Annotated in this window: 20 protein-coding genes; 5 read left to right on the forward strand and 15 right to left on the reverse strand. The window is 58.8% G+C overall.

What is annotated here, in order from left to right; genetic code table 11:
- Positions 1 to 70 precede the first annotated feature (70 nt).
- Both H8B20_RS00955 and H8B20_RS00960 read right to left on the reverse strand, forming a co-directional pair.
- Positions 71 to 1,684, reverse strand: coding sequence for an NAD(P)/FAD-dependent oxidoreductase (locus H8B20_RS00955; RefSeq protein WP_210622109.1), 1,614 nt, complete (start codon positions 1,682 to 1,684; stop codon positions 71 to 73).
- Between the two features lie 97 nt (positions 1,685 to 1,781).
- Positions 1,782 to 2,435 carry a COG3650 family protein gene (locus tag H8B20_RS00960; RefSeq protein WP_042557980.1) on the reverse strand — a complete coding sequence of 218 codons (654 nt, stop codon included), beginning with the start codon at positions 2,433 to 2,435 and terminating at the stop codon, positions 1,782 to 1,784.
- Between the two features lie 138 nt (positions 2,436 to 2,573).
- On the opposite strand from H8B20_RS00960, the gene H8B20_RS00965 reads away from it, so the two are divergent.
- Positions 2,574 to 2,921 (forward strand): hypothetical protein, encoded by a 348-nt coding sequence (locus H8B20_RS00965; protein WP_042557981.1) that lies wholly within the window; start codon positions 2,574 to 2,576, stop codon positions 2,919 to 2,921.
- Positions 2,922 to 2,927: 6 nt separating this feature from the next.
- On the opposite strand, the gene H8B20_RS00970 is transcribed toward H8B20_RS00965, so the two are convergent.
- A complete protein-coding gene (locus tag H8B20_RS00970) occupies positions 2,928 to 3,527 on the reverse strand; it encodes a short chain dehydrogenase (RefSeq protein ID WP_047300020.1) in 600 nt (199 codons plus the stop codon).
- Positions 3,528 to 3,631: 104 nt separating this feature from the next.
- On the opposite strand from H8B20_RS00970, the gene H8B20_RS00975 reads away from it, so the two are divergent.
- Entirely contained in the window at positions 3,632 to 4,546 is a 915-nt protein-coding gene (locus tag H8B20_RS00975) for a LysR family transcriptional regulator (RefSeq protein WP_210622110.1), read from the forward strand.
- 102 nt (positions 4,547 to 4,648) lie between these two features.
- Here the strand turns inward: H8B20_RS00975 and H8B20_RS00980 are convergent, their stop codons facing one another.
- The 9 genes from H8B20_RS00980 to H8B20_RS01020 all read right to left on the reverse strand — a co-directional run bounded on the left by H8B20_RS00980 (position 4,649) and on the right by H8B20_RS01020 (position 12,302).
- Entirely contained in the window at positions 4,649 to 5,125 is a 477-nt protein-coding gene (locus H8B20_RS00980) for a DoxX family protein (protein WP_210622111.1), read from the reverse strand.
- Positions 5,122 to 5,880, reverse strand: a complete 759-nt coding sequence (locus H8B20_RS00985; protein ID WP_210622112.1) for an HvfC/BufC N-terminal domain-containing protein — start codon at positions 5,878 to 5,880, stop codon at positions 5,122 to 5,124. The genes H8B20_RS00980 and H8B20_RS00985 overlap by 4 nt, the downstream gene beginning before the upstream one ends.
- Complete coding sequence (bufB, locus tag H8B20_RS00990) at positions 5,877 to 6,764, reverse strand: MNIO family bufferin maturase (protein ID WP_210622113.1); 888 nt, start codon at positions 6,762 to 6,764, stop codon at positions 5,877 to 5,879. The genes H8B20_RS00985 and bufB overlap by 4 nt, the downstream gene beginning before the upstream one ends.
- Before the next feature lie 25 nt (positions 6,765 to 6,789).
- A complete protein-coding gene (locus tag H8B20_RS00995; RefSeq protein WP_210622114.1) occupies positions 6,790 to 7,095 on the reverse strand; it encodes a BufA1 family periplasmic bufferin-type metallophore in 306 nt (101 codons plus the stop codon).
- Between the two features lie 205 nt (positions 7,096 to 7,300).
- Positions 7,301 to 8,002: an ABC transporter ATP-binding protein gene (locus H8B20_RS01000; protein ID WP_019580929.1), complete on the reverse strand. Its 702-nt coding sequence runs from the start codon at positions 8,000 to 8,002 to the stop codon at positions 7,301 to 7,303.
- Entirely contained in the window at positions 8,003 to 8,770 is a 768-nt protein-coding gene (gene livG, locus H8B20_RS01005; protein WP_042557989.1) for a high-affinity branched-chain amino acid ABC transporter ATP-binding protein LivG, read from the reverse strand.
- Complete coding sequence (locus H8B20_RS01010) at positions 8,767 to 10,023, reverse strand: high-affinity branched-chain amino acid ABC transporter permease LivM (protein WP_210622115.1); 1,257 nt, start codon at positions 10,021 to 10,023, stop codon at positions 8,767 to 8,769. The genes livG and H8B20_RS01010 overlap by 4 nt, the downstream gene beginning before the upstream one ends.
- The gene (gene livH / locus H8B20_RS01015; RefSeq protein ID WP_042557991.1) at positions 10,020 to 10,943 is read right to left on the reverse strand and encodes a high-affinity branched-chain amino acid ABC transporter permease LivH; all 924 of its coding nucleotides are present in this window, start codon (positions 10,941 to 10,943) and stop codon (positions 10,020 to 10,022) included. Before livH ends, H8B20_RS01010 begins: the two co-directional genes overlap by 4 nt.
- Positions 10,944 to 11,174: 231 nt before the next feature.
- Positions 11,175 to 12,302 (reverse strand): branched-chain amino acid ABC transporter substrate-binding protein, encoded by a 1,128-nt coding sequence (locus tag H8B20_RS01020; protein ID WP_047300025.1) that lies wholly within the window; start codon positions 12,300 to 12,302, stop codon positions 11,175 to 11,177.
- A gap of 354 nt (positions 12,303 to 12,656) precedes the next feature.
- Between H8B20_RS01020 and H8B20_RS01025 the strand changes: the two genes are divergently transcribed.
- Positions 12,657 to 12,962, forward strand: a complete 306-nt coding sequence (locus H8B20_RS01025; RefSeq protein WP_042557993.1) for a DUF2288 domain-containing protein — start codon at positions 12,657 to 12,659, stop codon at positions 12,960 to 12,962.
- Between the two features lie 320 nt (positions 12,963 to 13,282).
- Here the strand turns inward: H8B20_RS01025 and H8B20_RS01030 are convergent, their stop codons facing one another.
- Positions 13,283 to 15,481 carry a hypothetical protein gene (locus H8B20_RS01030; RefSeq protein WP_210622116.1) on the reverse strand — a complete coding sequence of 733 codons (2,199 nt, stop codon included), beginning with the start codon at positions 15,479 to 15,481 and terminating at the stop codon, positions 13,283 to 13,285.
- A gap of 197 nt (positions 15,482 to 15,678) precedes the next feature.
- On the opposite strand from H8B20_RS01030, the gene H8B20_RS01035 reads away from it, so the two are divergent.
- Positions 15,679 to 16,575 (forward strand): NAD(P)-dependent oxidoreductase, encoded by an 897-nt coding sequence (locus tag H8B20_RS01035; protein ID WP_210622117.1) that lies wholly within the window; start codon positions 15,679 to 15,681, stop codon positions 16,573 to 16,575.
- On the opposite strand, the gene H8B20_RS01040 is transcribed toward H8B20_RS01035, so the two are convergent.
- Positions 16,466 to 18,748, reverse strand: a complete 2,283-nt coding sequence (locus tag H8B20_RS01040; protein WP_210622118.1) for a putative bifunctional diguanylate cyclase/phosphodiesterase — start codon at positions 18,746 to 18,748, stop codon at positions 16,466 to 16,468. The genes H8B20_RS01035 and H8B20_RS01040 overlap by 110 nt on opposite strands.
- Before the next feature lie 144 nt (positions 18,749 to 18,892).
- A complete protein-coding gene (locus tag H8B20_RS01045) occupies positions 18,893 to 19,261 on the reverse strand; it encodes a YkgJ family cysteine cluster protein (protein ID WP_210622119.1) in 369 nt (122 codons plus the stop codon).
- 301 nt (positions 19,262 to 19,562) lie between these two features.
- Between H8B20_RS01045 and H8B20_RS01050 the strand changes: the two genes are divergently transcribed.
- Positions 19,563 to 20,912: a spinster family MFS transporter gene (locus tag H8B20_RS01050; protein ID WP_042557998.1), complete on the forward strand. Its 1,350-nt coding sequence runs from the start codon at positions 19,563 to 19,565 to the stop codon at positions 20,910 to 20,912.
- The last annotated feature ends 125 nt before the right edge of the window (positions 20,913 to 21,037 follow it).

The following is a 21,037-nucleotide window of genomic DNA, read 5'->3' on the forward strand; positions in this document are numbered from 1 at the left end:
CTACCGAAAACAATTGTGGGAGCTGGCAAGCCAGCTCCCACAGGGTTTTATGCGTTGCAGGTGCTAAGCGTCAGGCATCCAGCCCCAAAATGTCCCGAGCCACGGCCTCGGCAATCCGAATTCCGTCCACGCCCGCCGACAGAATCCCGCCCGCATAACCCGCACCTTCACCGGCGGGGAACAAGCCCTTCACGTTCATGCTCTGCAGCGTTTCGTTGCGCGTGATGCGCAGTGGCGACGAGGTGCGCGTCTCGATCCCGGTCAACACCGCATCGTGCAGCGAGTAACCGCGAATCTGCTTCTCGAACGCCGGCAAGGCTTCGCGGATCGCTTCAATAGCGAAATCCGGCAGAGCCAGCGACAGATCACCCAACGCGACCCCCGGCTTGTACGACGGTTCGACTTCACCCAGTTCGGTCGAAGGAATGTCGTTGATGAAGTCGCCGACCAGTTGCGCCGGAGCCTTGTAATCGCTGCCGCCAAGGATGAACGCGTGGGATTCCAGGCGTTCCTGCAGCTCGATCCCGGCCAGCGGGCCGCCCGGATAATCGACTTCCGGGGTGATGCCGACAACGATGCCGGAGTTGGCATTGCGCTCGTTACGCGAATATTGGCTCATGCCGTTGGTGACCACCCGGTTCGGCTCGGAAGTCGCCGCCACCACGGTGCCGCCTGGGCACATGCAGAAGCTGTAGACCGAGCGACCGTTCTTGGCGTGGTGCACCAGTTTGTAGTCGGCGGCGCCGAGTTTCGGGTGGCCGGCGTATTTGCCCAGACGCGCACGGTCGATCAGCGATTGCGGATGTTCAATACGGAAGCCTACCGAGAACGGCTTGGCTTCCATGAACACGCCACGGCTGTGGAGCATGCGGAACGTGTCGCGGGCGCTGTGGCCGAGGGCCAGAACCACATGTCTGGAGTGCAGGGTTTCGCCGCTGGCCAGTTGCACACCGACCAATTGTCCGTCTTCGATGAGCACGTCGCTGACGCGCTCCTGGAAGCGTACTTCGCCACCCAGTTCGCGGATCTGCTCGCGCATGTTTTCAACCATGCCGGTCAGACGGAACGTACCGATGTGCGGCTTGCTGACGTAGAGGATTTCTTCCGGTGCGCCGGCCTTGACGAACTCGTGCAGAACCTTGCGGCCAAGGAACTTCGGATCCTTGATCTGGCTGTACAGCTTGCCGTCGGAGAATGTACCCGCGCCGCCTTCGCCGAACTGCACGTTGGACTCAGGGTTAAGCACACTTTTACGCCACAGGCCCCAGGTGTCCTTGGTGCGCTGGCGCACTTCGGTGCCGCGTTCCAGAACGATCGGCTTGAAGCCCATTTGCGCCAGCAGCAGGCCGGCGAAGATTCCGCAGGGGCCGAAACCGACCACGATCGGGCGCTGGTTCAGGTCACTCGGCGCCTGGCCGACGAATTTGTAGCTGACATCCGGCGCCACGTTGACGTTACGGTCGTCGGCGAACTTGCCCAACACCTTGGCCTCGTCGCTTACGTTGAGGTCGATGGTGTAAATGAAGCACAGTTCGGAGGACTTTTTGCGCGCGTCGTAGCTGCGCTTGAACAAGGTGAAATCGAGCAAGTCATCGCTGGCGATGCCCAGACGCTGCACGATGGCAACGCGCAGGTCTTCTTCGGGATGGTCGATTGGCAGCTTGAGTTCAGTGATTCGTAACATGGCGAGGATCCGGGTTCGCGGGGCGCACAACTGCGCCAGGGCGTTTGAAGGCCGGGATTATAAGCCGCAAAGGCCGGATCCGGTGAGGCTAAAACACTCAGTCGTTACGCGATCCGCCGAAATACCCGCAGCCGCGCTGCACCTGGCCATCGATGCGCAACTCGGCGCTCATGTGCTGCACGCTGCCAGTGCTGCTGTCGACGCAGCGCTGCGGTGCGACCCACAATTCGATGCGCTGATTGTTGGCTTCACTGCTCAGATTGAAGCGGCCATCGCCCAGTTGTTCTTCGACATAAGGCACGGCGAGTGGTGGCTGACCGTCGCGGTCGATGACCATGCCTTTGCCGCTGACCTTGACGTTCCATTCCGGGCCATGGCCGGCAGCACGCAGGATCAACAGCTTGAAATTGGGGTCATCGCAGGCCGTGCCCGAGCGCTCGACGCGATACAACTGAGTCAGATCGAGTCGGTCGCCGGCGACCTTGCCGCGCACGTCGGCGAACAGCTTGCCTTGCTCATCGGCGAGGGTAGCGGCCTCTTGCAGAACGCTGGTGCCGCCGATGTCGTTGACCACGTATTGACGCTGATCCTGACACGGCTGGAACACCAGTTTGCCGTCGGCAGCGGTCAGTTGCCCCTGCATCCGTGTCTGCCCCACATGGGAGGCACTTTCACGCTGGCCATCGAACAACTGGCACGCGGCGAACAACGGCAACAGGGCAACAAGGACTAACGAACGGGCAACACGCATCTTCGACTCTCCAGACAAGTGCCGCCACGTTACTGAGGCCAGCCGCCGATCACAAGGTTTGTGTAAACGCTATTGAGTGGCCTCCAGCGCCATTGCATAGTGATGCTTTGTCGAGGAGCGGTGGCGAAGGAGATTTGGATGCAATGGAAAACCATGATGTTGCTGCTGATGATGGCGGGAGCCGGCGCTGGCCAGGCAGCCGACCTCCAATTTACCTCTTCTGCAGACTTCAAACGGCTGCAAATACTGCTTGAGGATCAAGACGGGGCCAACCCGGACCACGTCGAATTATCAGTCACCCTGACGGCCGAAGCGGCGAAGCGCGCTCAACAAGTGAGCCTTGCAGCGATGGGGCAGCCATTGACCGTATCGATCAATGGCCTGCCGGTCACCACGGCAACGGTGCATTCCGTTTTGAGGGAGAGGTTCCGGATATCGATAGAACGTCCCGTGGCCAAAAGACTTTTGCCGACCCTGATCAACTAAGTCTCATCAACCGACGTGAAATGTCTGGCCTGTCTGCAAGCCTTCGACACTTTTGGCGTAGGCCAACGCCACGTCCGCCGCAGGAACGGGCTTGTAGCCACGGAAATACGGTGCGTATTTACCCATCGCTTCCAGCAAAACGTTCGGGCTGATCGAGTTCACTCGCAAACCGCGCGGCAGTTCGATGGCGGCGGCACGGACGAAGCTGTCCAGCGCACCGTTGACCAGTGCAGCCGAGGCGCCACTGCGGATCGGATCGTGGCTGAGCACCCCAGTGGTGAACGTGAACGAGGCGCCGTCATTGGCGAATTCGCGGCCGATCAACAGCAGATTGACCTGACCCATCAGTTTGTCTTTGAGGCCGAGTGCGAAGCTGTCTTCACTCATTTCTCCCAGCGGGGCGAATGTCACGTTGCCGGCGGCGCAGATCAGTGCATCGAACTTGCCGGTCTGCTCGAAGAGCTTGCGGATCGACGCGCTGTCGCTGATATCGACGTGAAAGTCACCGCTGGTACGACCGATACGAATGACCTCGTGGCGTTGCGACAATTCTTTATCCACGGCCGAACCGATGGTGCCGCCAGCGCCTATCAACAGAATTTTCATCGTGCTGTGCCTCAAGTGATTGAACGAGGTTTCAATCTAGAGTGGTTTTTCCTGCGGATAAACGCGCTAATGGGCAACCTTTAGTTTTCAAATGGAAACAATCCGTGAGCGAAATGGATGATCTGGCCGCGTTTGCCGTGTTGATCGAGGCTGGCAGTTTCACCTTGGCAGCGCAGCAACTGGGTTGCAGCAAAGGCCAGTTGTCCAAGCGCATCAGTCAGCTGGAAGCGCGGTTTTCCGTGGTCTTGCTACAGCGTACGACCCGACGTTTGAGCCTGACCGCCGCCGGTGCGGCATTGTTGCCACAGGCGCAGGCACTTGTAGTCCAAGTGGAAAGGGCACGTCAGGCATTGGCGCGGTTGAAGGACGACATGGCCGGCCCGGTGCGTATGACGGTTCCGGTTTCGCTGGGGGAAACCTTCTTCGACGGTCTGCTACTGGATTTCTCGCAGCAATACCCCGAAGTGCAGATCGAGCTGGAACTGAACAACAGTTATCGCGATCTTTCGCGGGATGGATTTGACCTGGCGATTCGTAGCGAAGTCGCCAATGACCAACGGCTGGTGGCCAAACCGCTGCTGGCCTGGCAGGAAATGACGTGTGCCAGTCCTGACTATATCGAGCGCTTCGGCGAGCCAATGACGCCACAGGCGCTGGCCGAACACCGCTGTTTGCTCAACAGTCACTACAGCGGTCGCGAGGAATGGTTGTACCACCAGCAACACGAATTACTGCGGGTGCGGGTGTCGGGGCCGTTCGCCAGCAACCATTACAGCCTGCTCAAGAAAGCCGCTCTCACCGGCGCCGGCATCGCCCGGTTGCCTTCGTACCTGCTGCAGGAAGAATTGGCTGACGGGCGATTGCGCTGGCTCCTGCGCGACTACCAGACCCGGCGCATGCCGATGTACCTGGTGCACCCGTATCAAGGCGGGTTGCCTAAACGCACGCAGGTATTGGCAGACTATTTGATCGGCTGGTTCAAGCGCAGCGGCGAGGCGCTCGACCGCCTTCAGCGCTAATTCCGTGGGAGCGAGCCTGCTCGCGAAAGCCGTACATGGCGCAACACATTTGCCGAATGTGAAATCGTATTCGCGAGCAGGCTCGCTCCCACACGCAATTGCTCAGCTTGCGAATCGACGGGCGATCAGGTGATCGATCGAGAGCTTGCCCGGACCGGTTGCCATCAAGTAAAGCAACACCGCCGCCCAGATGCCGTGGGTCGGGTATGCATCCGGGTACACAAATAACTGAATGGTCAGGGTCATGCCCAGCAGCGCCAACGCCGAAAAGCGTGTAGCGAAACCGATCAGGATCAGAACAGGGAAGAAATGCTCAGCAAACGCCGCCATGTGCGCGGCGATTTCGGGTGAAAGCAGCGGCACTTGGTATTCGCTTTCGAACAGCGGAATCGCCGAGCCGGCCAAGTGTGGCCAGCCCAATTGAAAGGTGCCGTCGATCAGATCGATGGCCAGGCCTTCGACTTTGGTTTGCCCTGATTTCCAGAACACCGCCGCAATCGAGAAGCGTGCAAGAAAAGCGATCAGGCTGTGGGGGATTTTTTCCAGCAGCGCGATGGCGCGGATAATCAGGTTATTCATGGCTGTTCCTTGAATTTCAGATGAGTGATGGCGTTGTGCGCGATCAGCAGACCGAGGGTTTGGGCCAGATCGAATGGCGGACTGTTTTCTGCCGCCGCCAGCAGTGGCTGGCCTTCGATCAAATGGCGGATGAACGTGCTGGCGCCGGGTTCGAGGGCAAACACTTCAACCTCCAGGCCGTTGCGCAGTACCAGAGCGTGCTGTTCACGGGTGATGTCGATGCCGGCGAGTGTTGCTTCCTGCTGGTGCGCCGCCCAGATCGCAACCACGGCATAGGCTGAATCAAGCAGATGCAGGGACGGGTGCAGTTCGAAACGCAGCTCGCTCAATACCTGCGGGGCGTTCAGGGCCGCGGTGATCTGTTCCGGGCGCACTGGCTCGGCATCGGCGGCGTGGTAGGCGCGGGTGCGCAAGTGTTCCAGGCGCGCGATGTCGGCCAGATAGGGCACGCTGCAGGCTGGTTCAAACGCGCCTATGAAATCCGCAAAATCTTCGCCGTAACGGCTCATCAACGGACTTCGCGGCGGCTGGCCCTGGACGAAAATGGCCGCCATGGCGCGAAAGAATGCCTCGCCAACCAATTGCATGACCACCGGGCAACTGTCCGTCAACGCGTTGATCAACGAACTCTGCACGTTGTTGCGATACACCGCGAAACGGCTCTCAGGATCGGCGCCGTTGGCACTGCACAAACCTTCGGGGCAGGGCGATCCAGGGTTGAGCAGCGCGGCGCAGAAAGCGGCGTGAGTGCTCATGACGAACGCCTCACACGCTGCAATAACTCATCGGCCTGCTGCGCTTCGGCCAGCAACACGTTGAACGGCGGCACCTGATTGTCACGCTCGATCAGCGTCGCCACCGGGCCAATGCGCTCCAGCACTTGGCGATACAAATCCCAGACCGCTTGATCAATGGGCGCGCCGTGATCGTCGATCAGCAAGCGGTCGCCGAGGCTGTCGGAATCTTCGGCAAAACCGGCCAGATGAATTTCGCCGACCGTGTGTAACGGCAACGCATCGAGGTAGGCCAATGGATCGCGCTGATGATTCACGCACGACACGTAGACATTGTTGACGTCGAGCAGCAAACCGCAGCCGCTGCGACGGATCACTTCAGCAATGAAATCTGCTTCGTCGATGGTCGAATGCCGGAAGGCCAGATACGTCGCTGGATTCTCCAGCAGCATGGGGCGTTTGAGGGTGTTCTGCACTTGGTCGATATGCTCGCAAACACGTTTCAGCGTCGGCTCGTCATACGCCAGTGGCAACAGGTCATTGAGGAACACCGGGCCGTGGCTCGACCATGCCAGATGTTCGGAAAAGGATTGCGGTTGATAGCGCTCGATCAACTCCCCTAGACGCTGCAAATGCTGAACATCCAGTGGCCCTTCAGCGCCGATGGACAGTCCGACACCGTGCAGCGATAACGGATATTGCTCGCGAATCAAACCGAGAAAATGATGAAATGGACCGCCGGCAACCATGTAGTTTTCGGCGTGGACTTCGAAAAAGCCGATGTCCGGCTGCGAACCGAGCACTTCGCGAAAGTGCCCGGTCTTGAGCCCCAGCCCGGCACGGGGCGGGAGCGCTGCGCAGGCTACCTGAGTGCGGGTGAGGGCATGGTCGTGGGGTGTGAACATGATCGTCACTCAGGCAGGCGGCAGATCAGGACTTGGCTTTGAACTCGCTCATCTGACCGAAACCGGTCGGCGAGGTCTTGCTCTCGGTGGTGGCGCAGGTGCCTTCCGGAACGAGTTTCCAGGCGTTGGCCTGGTAATCCGTTTTCGAGGTGCCGGCACAAGTGGTACCAGCGCCCGCAGCGCAATCGTTCTTGCCTTTCAATGCCACGCCGAAGCATTTTTCCATTTTGGTGTCGGCAGCTTGAGCGGTCGAAACGCTAGCGATGCTCAGCGCGGAGCCAAGGGCCAGAACCAGTGCGGTGGCGGACAGGGTGCGGGTAGTAGCAGTCATGGTGTTTCTCCAGATTCAGCTCGGGGTTTTACAAGCGAAATGTGCTTGCTTGTCCCTCTAGAGAAACGACATGGCGATGCGTTACAGCCCCGTACAAATCTTTTTCAGAAAATACGCCATCCCTGTGTAGGAGCTGCCGAGGGGGGGGGGATTTGACGGGCACAAAAAACGGCCCGAAGGCCGTTTTTTTGTTTGGCGCAACCCATCAACCGCCGAGATACGCCTCGCGCACTTTCGGGTCGGTCAGTAGCGCTTCACCGGTGCCTTGCATGACCACGCGGCCGTTCTCCAGAACGTACGCACGGTCGGCGATTTTCAGCGCCTGGTTGGCGTTCTGCTCGACCAGGAACACCGTCACACCGTCCTTGCGCAGCTGTTCGATGATATCGAAGATCTGCTGGATGATGATCGGTGCCAGACCCAGCGATGGCTCGTCGAGCAGCAGCAGTTTCGGCTTGCTCATCAGCGCACGGCCGATGGCGAGCATTTGCTGTTCGCCACCGGACATGGTGCCGCCGCGTTGGGCGAAGCGTTCTTTCAGGCGTGGGAAAAGTCCGAGAACCTTGTCCATCTGTTCCTGATAGTCGCCCTTGTCGGTGAAGAATCCACCCATGGCGAGGTTTTCTTCAACGGTCAGACGGGCAAACACCCGACGACCTTCCGGGACCACGGCAATGCTCTTGCGCATGATCTGCGACGAGTCCTGGCCGACCAGTTCCTCACCCATGTAGCGGATGCTGCCGCTGTGCGCTTGCGGCGAACCGCACAGCGTCATCAGCAGCGTGGACTTGCCGGCACCGTTGGCGCCGATCAGGGTCACGATCTCGCCCTGACGGACTTCGACGTTGACGCTGTGCAGGGCCTGGATCTTGCCGTAGAAGGTGGAAACGTTTTCGAACTGCAGCATTTACGCTTCCCCCAGGTAGGCTTTGATCACTTCAGGATTGTCGCGGATCTGTTCCGGCGTGCCGTCGGCCAGAGGCGTGCCCTGGTTGATCACAACGATGTGGTCGGAAATGCTCATGACCAGTTTCATGTCGTGCTCGATCAGCAGCACGGTGACGTTGTGCTCTTCACGCAGCATGCTGATCAGCGCTTTGAGGTCTTCGGTTTCCTTCGGGTTCAGGCCGGCGGCCGGTTCGTCGAGCATGAGGATCCGCGGACGGGTCATCATGCAGCGGGCGATTTCCAGACGACGTTGCTGACCGTACGCCAGGGTGCCGGCAGTACGGTTGGCGAACTCTTTGAGGTTGACCTTATCTAGCCAGTACTCGGCAAATTCCATCGCCTCGCGCTCGCTTTTGCGGAACGCCGGGGTCTTGAACAGGCCGGACAGGAAGTTGGTGTTCAGGTGACGGTGCTGGGCGATCAACAGGTTCTCGACCGCCGTCATGTCCTTGAACAACCGCACGTTCTGGAAGGTGCGCACCACGCCTTTGAGGGCGATCTTGTGGCCCGGCAGGCCCTGAATCGGCTCGCCGTCGAGCAGGATGCTGCCGCCGCTAGGCTGGTAGAAACCGGTCAGGCAGTTGAACACGGTGGTCTTGCCCGCGCCGTTCGGCCCGATCAATGCAACCACCTGTTTTTCCTTCACGGTCAGGGCCACGCCGTTGACCGCCAGCAAGCCGCCGAAGCGCATGCTCAGGTTTTCAACTTTAAGGATCTCGCGGCTCATTTTCGCAACTCCATGTGTGGGCGTTGCATCGGCAGCAGACCTTGTGGACGCCAGATCATCATCAACACCATCAGGGCACCGAACATCAACATGCGGTACTCACTGAACTCACGCATCATTTCCGGCAACAGGATCATCACCACGGCAGCGAGGATCACGCCCAGCTGCGAGCCCATGCCGCCCAACACGACGATGGCGAGAATGATCGCCGACTCGATGAAGGTGAACGACTCCGGTGTCACCAGGCCTTGGCGGGCGGCGAAGAAGCTGCCGGCAAAACCGGCGAACGCAGCACCGAGGGTGAACGCGGAAAGCTTGATCACGGTTGGGTTGAGGCCCAGCGCGCGGCAAGCGATTTCGTCTTCACGCAGCGCTTCCCACGCACGGCCGATCGGCATGCGCAGCAGGCGGTTGATGACGAACAGTGCCGCCAGCGCCAGCAACAGGGCAACGAGGTAAAGGAAGATCACCTTGTTGATCGAGTTGTACTGCAGGCCGAAATACTCGTGGAAGGTTTGCATCCCTTCTGCGGCTTTGCGTTCGAAGGTCAGACCGAAGAACGTTGGCTTGTCGATGTTGCTGATGCCGTTCGGGCCACCCGTGATTTCGGTCAGGTTACGCAGGAACAGACGGATGATCTCGCCGAAGCCGAGGGTCACGATCGCCAGATAGTCACCGCGCAAACGCAATACCGGGAAGCCCAGCAGGAAACCGAACGTCGCCGCCATCAGGCCGGCAATCGGCAGGCAGATCCAGAAGCTCAGGCCGTAGTAGTGCGACAACAGCGCGTAGCTGTAGGCGCCGACGGCGTAGAAGCCGACGTAACCAAGGTCGAGCAGACCGGCCAGACCGACGACGATATTCAGGCCCAGGCCGAGCATCACGTAGATCAGGATCAGCGTTGCAATGTCCACCGCGCCACGGGAGCCGAAGAACGGCCACACCAGCGCCAGCAGGATCAGCGCAATGATGAAATAGCGCTGGGTGGTCGGCAGGGTCAGGAAGTTGCTGGCCTTGGCCGGGATCAGCGGCATGCCCGGCGAGGAACGCCAGGCCTTGCTGATCTGCTGGTTGAACAGCACGCGCAGGAACATCAGCACCGAGCAGATGGCGATGGTCGCCAGAACAGCCGTGCTGGTGTTGTGCACTTCCAGATTGATGCCGACGATGGTCAGTTTCAGACCGAGTACCGGGTAGGCCACGGCCCACACCAGCAAGGCACTGAACAGTGCCTGTTTCAGATTCCTAGTCATACTTTCTCAACCTCCGGACGGCCCAGAATGCCGGTCGGACGGAACAACAGCACCAGAACCAACAAGCCGAAAGCCACGACGTCCTTGTACTGGTCGCCGAAGATATCGGCACCGAAAGCTTCCGCCACTCCAAGCACCAACCCGCCGAGCATGGCGCCGGGAATGCTGCCGATCCCACCCAGTACCGCGGCGGTGAAGGCTTTGAGGCCGACGAGGAAACCGGCGTTCGGGTTGATCACCCCGTATTGCATGCTCAGCAGCACAGCCGCGACGGCCGCCAGCGCAGCACCAATGACGAACGTCAGGGCGATGATGTTGTTGGTGTTGATGCCGAGCAGGTTGGCCATCTTGATGTCTTCGGCACAGGCGCGGCAGGCGCGACCCAGACGAGAGCGAGAGATGAACAGTGTCAGGCCGAGCATGGCGATCAACGTGACCACGAACACCACGATCTGCATGTAGGAAATCAGCACTTCTTGTGCGCCACCTGGCCCGAAGACGATGTTGCCCGGAATCAGGTTGGGGATAGCTTTGTCCTTGGAGTCTTGCGCCAGCAGAACCGTGTTCTGCAGGAAGATCGACATACCGATGGCGGAAATCAGCGGGATCAGACGGTTGCTGCCGCGCAGGGGGCGGTAGGCGATCCGTTCGATGCTGTAACCGTAGGAACTGGTAACGACGATGCTGGCGATGAACGCCGCCGTCATCAACAGCGGGACACTGTCGAGTCCCATCATGGTGAGCCCGGCGATGGCGATGAACGCCACGTAGGAGCCAATCATGTACACCTCGCCGTGGGCGAAGTTGATCATTCCAATGATGCCGTAAACCATCGTGTAGCCGATGGCGATCAGGGCATACATGCTGCCAACGTTCAGGCCGTTAACCAGCTGTTGGAAGAAGTGATAGATGTCAGGCATTACAGCGCTCCTAAAAACCTGATACGCATTTCACTGGTGGAGTCATTTTCCCGCCCGGCCCCGTGGATCTTTATCCACTTCGAATCCGGGTTTTGCCAGCGAACCGCTGATGACGGTTTTGAGATTTTCAGGTGGGGAGACTGGCGGATCACGCCAGCGCGGCCCTATACATTCGTAAAACAAAGCCCACGGCACGCCGTGGGCTTTATTGGCAGTCAGTCTGGCAATGCCTTACTGAGGCGAAACTTCAGTTTTAGGTTTGCCGTTGTGCCACTCGTAGACTACGAATTTGAAGTCCTTGAGGTCGCCCTTGGCGTCGTAGCTCAGGTCGCCAGTCGGGGTCTTGAAGGTGCCGGCGTGAATGGCTTCCGCCACTTTGGTCGGGTCTTCGGACTTGGCAGCCTTGATGCCTTCGGCGATCAGGGTCACGGCCGAGTAGGACGGGAACACGAACGGGCCGCTCGGGTCTTCTTTCTTCGCTTTGAATGCATCAGCCAGGGCGATGTTGGCAGGGTCCTGGTCGAAGGATTTCGGCAGGGTCACCAGCAGGCCTTCGGCAGCGTCTTTGGCGATCTGGGTGATCGAGTCGTTACCCACGCCTTCCGGCCCCATGAACTTGGCTTTCAGGCCTTTTTCCTGAGCCTGGCGCAGGATCAGGCCCAGCTCCGGGTGGTAGCCGCCGTAGTAAACGAAGTCGACGTTGGCTTGCTTGAGTTTGGCAATGATTGCCGAGAAGTCCTTGTCGCCGGCGTTGACGCCTTCGAACACGGCAACTTTGGTGCCTTTCTTCTCAAGGGTGGATTTGACGGCAGTGGCGATGCCTTCTCCGTACTGCTGCTTGTCGTGCAGCACGCCGACGATTTTCGGTTTGACGTGATCGGCGATGTAGTTACCGGCGGCAGGGCCCTGGGCGCTGTCCAGACCGATAGTACGGAAAATCATTTTGTAACCACGGGCGGTGATGTCCGGGCTGGTGGCAGCCGGGGTGATCATGATCACGCCTTCGTCTTCGTAGATGTCCGAAGCCGGTTGAGTGGAGCTGGAGCACAGGTGACCGACCACGAACTTGACGCCGTCGTTGACGACCTTGTTCGCAACCGCTACCGCTTGTTTTGGATCGCAGGCATCGTCGTATTCAACGGCTTCGAGGTTCTTGCCGTCGACGCCGCCCTTGGCGTTGATCTGTTCGATGGCCATTTTCGCGCCACTGAACTGCATGTCGCCGTATTGGGCTACTGGACCGGTCTTGGGACCGGCGATACCGATTTTGATGGTGTCAGCTGCGAACGAATGGCTGGCAACCCCGGCCAGAACCATAGCGGCAAACAGTTTGGAAATCTGCTTAGTAGCCTTAGTCATAGTGCTCCACTCTTACTGTTGTAATTTTTTTTTGAGTTCTGGCGCCGTAGCAGCAGAACCGGGTCAGATATCTTTGCAATACCTTCCGGAAATGCCCTCGGCAACTGTACCGGTACAGTGTAGAGCGCCGGTTGTTGGCCTGGGAAGCAGGCGCCGAGGGACAAAACTTGAGGGTGTCGCATTTTTGAATGAAAAAGACAGAATTGCGGCGGGGCGTTCGTGGGCATATATCCCAATCAACAGCATTCCTTGGCCTTCCTGCGCTTTTCGTTCGGTGCAGCTTTTTGCAACCGGGTTTTTCTGGCGGACCACCGACGTTATTATTCGCGTCGATTTCTTTTCCGGACAGAACCCATGAACCAAGAACCTAGCACCCTCTATGCCAAGCTGCTTGGTGAAACCGCATCTATTACCTGGAAGGAGCTGGAGCCGTTCTTCGCCAAGGGTGCCCTATTGTGGGTCGACCCGAGCCTGGATCTGATCGCCGCCGCCGAAGCCGTGGCCTCGGATGAAGGCGAGAAAGTCGCTGCCTGGCTGGCCGAAGACAAGGTCGCCAAGCTGTCTGAATCGCGGGCGCTGGATCTTTTCGAGCGTGACCCTGTGCTGTGGGCGGTGGTGGTCAGCCCGTGGATTTTGATCCAGGAAAGGGCAGGCGAATAAGCGTGCGCACCTTATTGGTGCGCGACATCATTCAAAGAAAGTGTGTAGCCGAGTAGCGTGATGGCACGTTGCCGTAGAGATTCGCCACAGGCAGGGGTGGCATAACGGTGACGTAAACGTAACGAGCACAGTTTAGTAAGCCGCCTGACGGCTGCTTAATTGTTTCTGGATGTTGGATCGGCTGAAATTTTCAGTGAATTTGATGGCCTCATCGCTGGCAAGCCCGCTCCCACAGGGTCGGTGTTGAACACACAACCTGCGCACGACCACAAAAACTGTGGGAGCTGGCTTGCCGGCGATTGCGGCAACTCGGTCTTGGATCAGACCGAAAACGACTTCCCGGTATGGTTATTCAGCGAAATAACCTTGGTCTTGCCAATCCGGTGACGGTAGATCTCGCGCAGGTATTTGATCGACTTCTTTACGCAATCACGCGACAGACGAATGTCGTTGATCGAGACAAACTTCTCTTTATCGTTGATCAGTTCGCGGTACTTCTTCTCGTACATCGGTTTGATCGCGTACCAGTTGGTGTCGAGGATCTTCGCCGGGTTTTCGAACTCGTTGAGCAGTTCATCGATGCGGTCTTCGTCGAATTCTTCATTGATGATGAAGTCGAGGATCGAGTTATCCAGCGTTTCGTCGAAACGGTACGGATTTTTCGCGAAACAGCGTTTGATGAACGCGACGATCAGTGTCAGGAAGTCGTCCGACAGGCACGGGCTCTTGGCGATCAACGTGGTCAGCGACAGGTTGGCCGAGGCGCCGATCACCAGTGCGTAGCGCTTGAGCGTGGTGTTGGGGAACAGGCTGTTGAGGTGCGTCTTCAACCGGTTCAGATCCATATACGACAGCTTGTAGTCCTTGGGCAGCGAAACGATCGAGACCACCGACGAGCAGTTCTTGAAGAAATGCAGGTCGTGCAGGGCAGCGGCGTCGTAACCGGAATTCTTGTACTGCTCGAGCGAGGCGCGATAGCGCTTGGACTCGATCGGCAACAGGCTGATGCCTTCGATGGCTTGGGTGACCTTGTTGAAGTGCGGCAGGTCGATCGAACGGAAGAACAAGTCGTCGATGTTCAGACGCTGCGGTTCTTTATCGAACACCTTGAACTTGTCGCTGCTCGGCGGCGGGGTTTCCGGCACCACCGATTCGGCGTAGGCAATCGCCACCGGGCCGGCCAGGCTCATGAACAGGTCGTTGGCGTCAAGGCGAATGGTTTCGCCGATGTCGATGCCGGCGCGACGGAAGTAGTTCTGGTCGTAGTCGGTGGTGACTGCCTGCGCCGTCAGAATGTTGAAGATCTGCTGCGAGATGTACTGGTTGGCGTGTTTCTCCATCGCATTGACATCAATGTTCTGGATGTTGCCGTCATCGTTCTCTTCGGCGTAACGCATGATGTCGTTGGAGATCAGCATCATCGCGTTCCATGGGCGGATACGGCCCATGACGCTGGCTTCGCTGCTGTCTTCATTGGCGAAGTTGTAGGAAAAATCCCATTCTTCCGAAAGGTATTTGCACAGCAGACGACCGGCGTTGATGTGCAGCGCCTCGGACATTTCGCTGCGGTGATCGGAAATGTTCGGCAGCACACAGATGCCGCTGGTGAAGATCGGTTCAAACACGAACGAATGACCGCTTTTGCCGTCGTGCTCGTCCATCGGTTTGGTGTCGAACGTCTTGTTCATGTACGAGTGCTGCTGGGCCAGGCCAAATTCCGAGGCCATGCCCGACCCCGTACCGCCGCCGGCACTGAAGATCGAAAAGTACAGGCGCGACTGGTTGGCCTTGATGCCGCAGCTGTCGATCAGGTACGAGTGGATCATTTTCCAGTCAGGACTGGAGAAGCGCTGGGTGTCCTTGTTGAGGATGATCTTCGCCAGATACTGGCCGAGGATCGGCGCGTTACCGGCACCACCGGCGTGGACTTCGGACAAGTCCATGATTTTCATTTTGCTGTAGTCGCGCAGGAAGCCGCTCTTTTCGCTCTTGCGTGAGAAACGGATGCGTCCGGCGATGTCCTTGTCGAGGTCGCCGAGCATGACCAGCGGTTCCACCAGGAACACCGGTTTGCTCGCTTTGCTGGTGCCAAGTCGCAGGTTGTTTTTGATCCACTGCGCCGGGCTGTAGCCCTTGTCGGCCGAACGCCGGTCGGCTGCACGGTCTTCGTTGTTGAATTCATTGAGGTAGAACTTGCGCGCGTTGTACACCAACTCCGCCACATCGAGGGCGATGTTGGAGCCGCAGCGACCGAGGCCGATCAGGCATACCGACGGGAATTCCTGATCGCTGTGCTGCTCGTTGTCGCCTTCCAGATGCGGCGGGCGCGGGAACACCATGTCGCGCAAACCGTCGAGGTTGTCGAGGATGCGGTCGGTGTTGGTTTCGGTGAAGTACAGGTATTGCTGGGTCGACAGCGGGCGCGAGGGAACCAATGGCTTGGACGATGACGGGCTGTTGGCGGCAGGGCTCAAGGTCAGATCGGATACCGCTGTGGCGGAATTATTTTTAGAATTCATTGTGCGCCATGTACCTGGACTGGGTTGGCCCGGTGACTGAATGTCAGCGAACCTCACGGAATAAGATGTCGCGTCTTTTTTGCGCGAATTTGGCCCGAGCGTCAGGGACTTGGCCTGACCGTCGCTTGGGGGGAATCCTTTCCTGATCGTTGATAAATCGGCCATTATTCAGCGATCTTTAATCAAAAAGAGGCTAAATGATGTCATCGCTACCTTCGTTGGGGTTTGCCGGAATTGGCCTGATGGGCCTGCCGATGTGCCGACGCCTGCTGGCGGCGGGTTATCCGCTGACGGTGTGGAACCGCAATCCGGCCAAGTGCGCACCACTGGTCGCGGCCGGCGCCCGACAGGTCGCCAGCCCTTCCGAGCTGTGCGAACACGCCGACGTGGTGATGTTGTGCCTGGCGGATACCGCCGTGGTGCGCGAGGTGGTGTTTGGCCCGGCCGGTGTCGCCGAGGGCGCGAAGGGCGGTCAGTTGCTGGTGGATTTTTCCAGTCTCGAACCTACGGCCACTCGAGAGATGGCCGCGCAATTGCTGAGTCAAACCGGCATGGCCTGGCTCGACTCTCCGGTGTCCGGCGGTGTGGTCGGCGCCGAGGCCGGCAGTCTGGCGATCATGGTCGGTGGTGAGGCGGCAGATCTTGAGCGCGTACGCTCGGTGCTGCTCAATCTTGGTCAGCGCGTTACGCACATGGGCGGCGTGGGTGCCGGTCAAGTGACCAAGGCCTGTAATCAGATGATCGTCGCCTGCAATGCACTGGTGATCGCCGAAGTGGTGGCACTGGCCGAGCAGGCCGGGGTCGATGCGCGCTTGATCGCTGAAGCGCTGGCCGGTGGTTTTGCCGATTCGAAACCGTTGCAGATCCTCGCCCCGCAAATGGCCGAGAGCCGTTTCGAACCGGTGAAGTGGCACGTGCGCACGCTGCTCAAGGATCTCGACACCGCCGTGAAATTCTCCCGCGAGCAAGGCTCGGCCACGCCGATCAGCGGATTGGCCGCACAACTGATGCGCCTGCATGGGGCGCAAGGCTTTTTGGAACAAGATCCAGCGACACTGGTGCAAATGTACCGCGCGCCAGAATCAACGGATTGACCGAGTGTGATTGTTTGCGTTGATTGATTTCTTCCAGCACCGGGCGTAGCTCGTCCAGCGGCACCGGGCGGCTTAGCAAGTAACCCTGGATGAAGTCGCAGCCGGAGCGTTCGAGGAATTCGTACTGCTCCAGGCTTTCGACGCCTTCGGTGACCACCTGCAAATGCAGGGTATGGGCCATGACGATGATCGCCTGGACGATCTCCATGTCTGCTGTCGCCTTGGGAATGTCGAGGATGAACGAACGGTCAATTTTCAGCGTGTTGAGCGGCAAGCGCTTGAGGTAAGCCAGTGACGAGTAGCCAGTGCCGAAGTCGTCGATCGACAGCGACACGCCGAGGGCGCGGATCTGCCGCAACAGCACCAGAGTATCGGCGATATTGCCCATCAAGGCATTTTCGGTGACTTCCAGTTCCAGACGTTCCGGAGCGACGCCAGCGGTGCGCAACGCATTTTCGATTTCGTCGGCCAGTTCTTCGCGAGCGAGGTTCAACGGCGAACAGTTCCAGGCGATTTTCAGTTCTTCGCAGCCATGTTTCGACAGCTCGCCGAGGTCCTTGCAGGCCCGGCGCAGCACCCAGTTGTCCAGCTCGGCAATCAGGCCATTGTTTTCCGCGATGCTGATAAATGAGTCAGGTGTCAGCAGACCACGAATCGGATGCTGCCAGCGGATCAGCGCTTCGAGCTTGGTCACCCGACCGGTTTTCAGTTCGAAGATCGGTTGGTAATACAGCGTCAGGCCGTTTTCTTCGCGCAGTGCGTGGCGCAGTTCTTCTTCGAGTTGCAATTCGAGGGTCGCGCGGTTTTTCAGGCTGGAACTGAAAAAGTGCAGGCCATTGCGCCCGGCACCCTTGGATTGATACAGCGCCAGATCGGCGTGCTTGAGCAATTCTTCGCAGGTGCTGCCATCTTCAGGAAACAGACTGATGCCGATGCTGGTGGTCATCACCATGCGGCGTCCGGCCAGTTCTATCGGCTCCTTCATCTTGGCCATGATCCGCTGGGCCATGTTGCGCGCCTCATCGCGGTCGCGCAGGCTGATCAGGATGCAGAACTCGTCACCGCCGAAACGCGCGACCACATCTTCGTGGCTGCGCACCGAACCTTTGATGTGATTGGCAATGACCTTGAGCAGGGCATCACCGGCGTCGTGGCCAAGGCTGTCGTTGATGCGTTTGAAGTGGTCGATGTCGAGAAACATCACCGCGAGCATGCCGCCTTCGGTGGTTTTCTGGCTGAGCTTCTCGGCAAAGATCTGATTGAAGCCGCGGCGGTTGATCAGGTTGGTCAGGGCGTCATAGTTGGCCACTTGTTGCAGCGCCATGCGCGCCTGATCAAGTTGGCTGAGCAGGGCGTTGACCCGGCGCAGGTCGTTTTCCTTGTTCTGCAGTTTCTTGTCGAACAGCGCTGCGCTGATCGCGCTGCTCAGAATCAGCAGGATGATCAGCGCGACTGTCAGGCCCAGTTGCAGCTGGCTGGTATCGACGGGCGTCGCGGGGAGGCTGCCCTCGGGCAACACCAGTTGCAGGGCTGCCATTCCCGTGAAATGCATGCTGAAAATGCCCGCGCCGAGTATCAGCGCCGCGCTGTATTTGAGTAGTTGATGAGCCATGCCACTGCCTTCGCGCAAGTAACCGGCTACCCACAGCGCGGCGAAACTGGCGCCGATGGCGATAGCGATCGACAGCGCAAACAGGGACGGTTCGTAGTACGCAGTGGCGCGCGATTGCATGGCGGCCATACCCACGTAATGCATGCCGGCGATGCCGAGGCCGATGAGCAGTGCGGTTTTCAGGTAGAGCACCAGGCTTGGCTGCGCATGGCTCAGTGTGTACATCGCCAGCCACGAGGCAAGCAGGGCGATCAACAGGGAAAACAGGGTGATCGGCAGGTCGTACTGGATTTCAATCGGCGCCTGAAAGGCGAGCATGCCGATGAAATGCATGGCCCAGATGCCGCCGGCCAGGCAGGTGGCGCCTATCCAGCGCCACAATCGCTGGGAACTCGGGTCGTCGGCGTGGGCAACCCGCTCGGCCATATCGAGGGTGGCAAAACTCGCAGCGCAGGCAACCAGATAGGCCACCAGCACCAGCAAGGGATTATGTGTGCAATCAAGAATGACCTGCCCGCTCTCTGGCAGTTCGTAAACGAACTGCAAACCAAGCCACTCCATAGCACGCCCCGTCTCTGAAGTCCTACCGCGCGGTTAACGCTGGCTGAAGACAGAAGTATAGAGGCGGTTTTCGGGGAGCAAGCGGTAGTGGCACATTGGCGCTAATGATTTCGGCATTAGCGTCATAGCGATTGGCGCTAAGGGTCAGGCGCTCTTTTCAAAGGGGATTTCGGCCCAGTCCGGTTGTAGAGGAGGCAGTCCGAAACGGGCGCGCGCCTTGTCGCAATCGACATTTTGCTCGCCGTTTTCCCAAGACGACTCGAATTCACGGCAGGTACTGGAGCGTTTGTCATAAATCGAACAGCTCACGGTGCTGCCAACGTCACCCTCCAATGCGGTGCATCGAGGCGATTTGCAGTCGGTGCCGTTCATCGCTACCCGGCTGGGAGAGATTTGAGCCACCAGCTCATCGGGCACTGTACCCCCGGACGAAGCACATTCACCCCAGAAAAAAGACACGCGAAAATGGGAACAGCAGGCACCGCAATTCAGACACGGACTGACTTCGGACATTGGGGAGGGTATCAAAGGGATTGATCGGGAGATCCGGACGGATCCGGCGGCCATTCTAGGCTTCGCAACGGCAATGGGAAGGGGGGCTTGAAACTATTTTTTTATGGCAAGGTTTTGCTGCAAAAGCCCCGAATTTACGGGGATTGCAGACTTATCAAGGACTTACGTTTCGTTACAGTGACATGGCCCTATATCAGGCAGACGAATGATCACAGACAGCCGCCACAGCGCTGACTAGATTGCAGGTTCCGGGCTCGGATGCGTTGGCAGTGAAGCCCTATAACAATAAAGAGACGGACCCATGCAGAACTCGACCCAAGCGGCGAATGCCTGGCGCATTCTGTTCCTGCTGTTCCTCGCCAACCTGTTCAACTTCTTCGACCGCACCATCCCGGCGATCATCATCGAACCGATCCGCATGGAATGGCACCTCAGCGACTTTCAGCTGGGCATCGTCGGTACGGCATTCACCATTGTTTACGCGATCGCCGGGTTGCCGCTTGGGCGCATGGCTGATACGGGTTCACGCAGCAAACTGATGGGTTGGGGGCTGGCGACATGGAGTGCGTTGACCGCCGTCAACGGGCTGGTCGGCAGTTTCTGGAGTTTCCTGATCGTGCGCATGGGCATCGGCATTGGTGAGGCCAGCTATGCGCCGGCCGCCAACTCGTTGATCGGCGATCTGTTCCCGGCTCATCGCCGGGCGCGGGCCATGGGCATCTTCATGCTGGGGCTGCCGCTGGGGTTGCTACTGGCGTTCTTCACCATCGGCTGGATGGTCAAGGCGTTCGACAGCTGGCGCGCACCCTTCTTTATCGCCGCCGTGCCGGGCTTGTTGCTGGCGGTGTTCATGTTTTTCATCAAGGAACCCAAGCGCGGGGCGGCGGAAAGCGTGCAGGTGTCCCAGGAGAAAGTCGACAAGCCGATCCGCCGGATCCTCGCTGTGCCGACCTTCCTGTGGCTGGTGATGGCGGGGCTGTGCTTCAACTTTGCCACTTATGCCTGCAATTCGTTTCTGGTGCCGATGCTGCAGCGTTATTTCCTGATGCCGTTGCAGGAAGCGGCGGTGGCGACCGGTGTGATCGTCGGCGTGACCGGGCTGATCGGTTTGACCCTCGGCGGCTGGATTGCCGACAAAATCCACCAGCGGGTGGCTAACGGACGTCTGTTGTTTGCGGCATTCAGCCTGATCATTTCGACATTGTGCACGGCGTGGGCGCTGCACGCCGGACGGATCGAGATAGGTCTGTTTGTTGCGGTGTTCAGCCTGGGTTGGCTGTTTGCCTACAACTTCTACACTTGCGTGTACACGGCGATTCAGGACGTGGTCGAACCGCGCCTGCGGGCCACGGCGATGGCGTTGTTCTTTGCCGGTTTGTATTTGCTGGGCGGAGGATTGGGACCGGTGGTGGTAGGCGGGTTGTCGGATCATTTCGCGCACACGGCGATGTTGGCAGCTGGGGCGCAGCAGATGACCGAAGCGTTCAAGGCTGTCGGGCTGCATGACGCGATGTACCTGATTCCGGTGGCGCTGTTCCTGACCATGGTGTTTCTGTTTTTGGCGGCGCGGTGTTTTGTGCGCGATGCGCAGCGGATGAAAGAGGGGTTGGTGGCTGTGGTTGAGCCTGATGTTGCAGTAGCGACTGCATAACCGCTATCGCTGGCAAGCCAGCTCCCACAGGTCCTGAGGTGATCACATGATTTGTGGGCGACTCCATCACTGTGGGAGCGAGCCTGATCGCGAAAGGGCCATTAGCATCACTGGCCAAATAACAG

The sequence above is a fragment of the Pseudomonas sp. P42 genome (assembly GCF_017973755.1).
Classification (GTDB): domain Bacteria; phylum Pseudomonadota; class Gammaproteobacteria; order Pseudomonadales; family Pseudomonadaceae; genus Aquipseudomonas; species Aquipseudomonas iridis.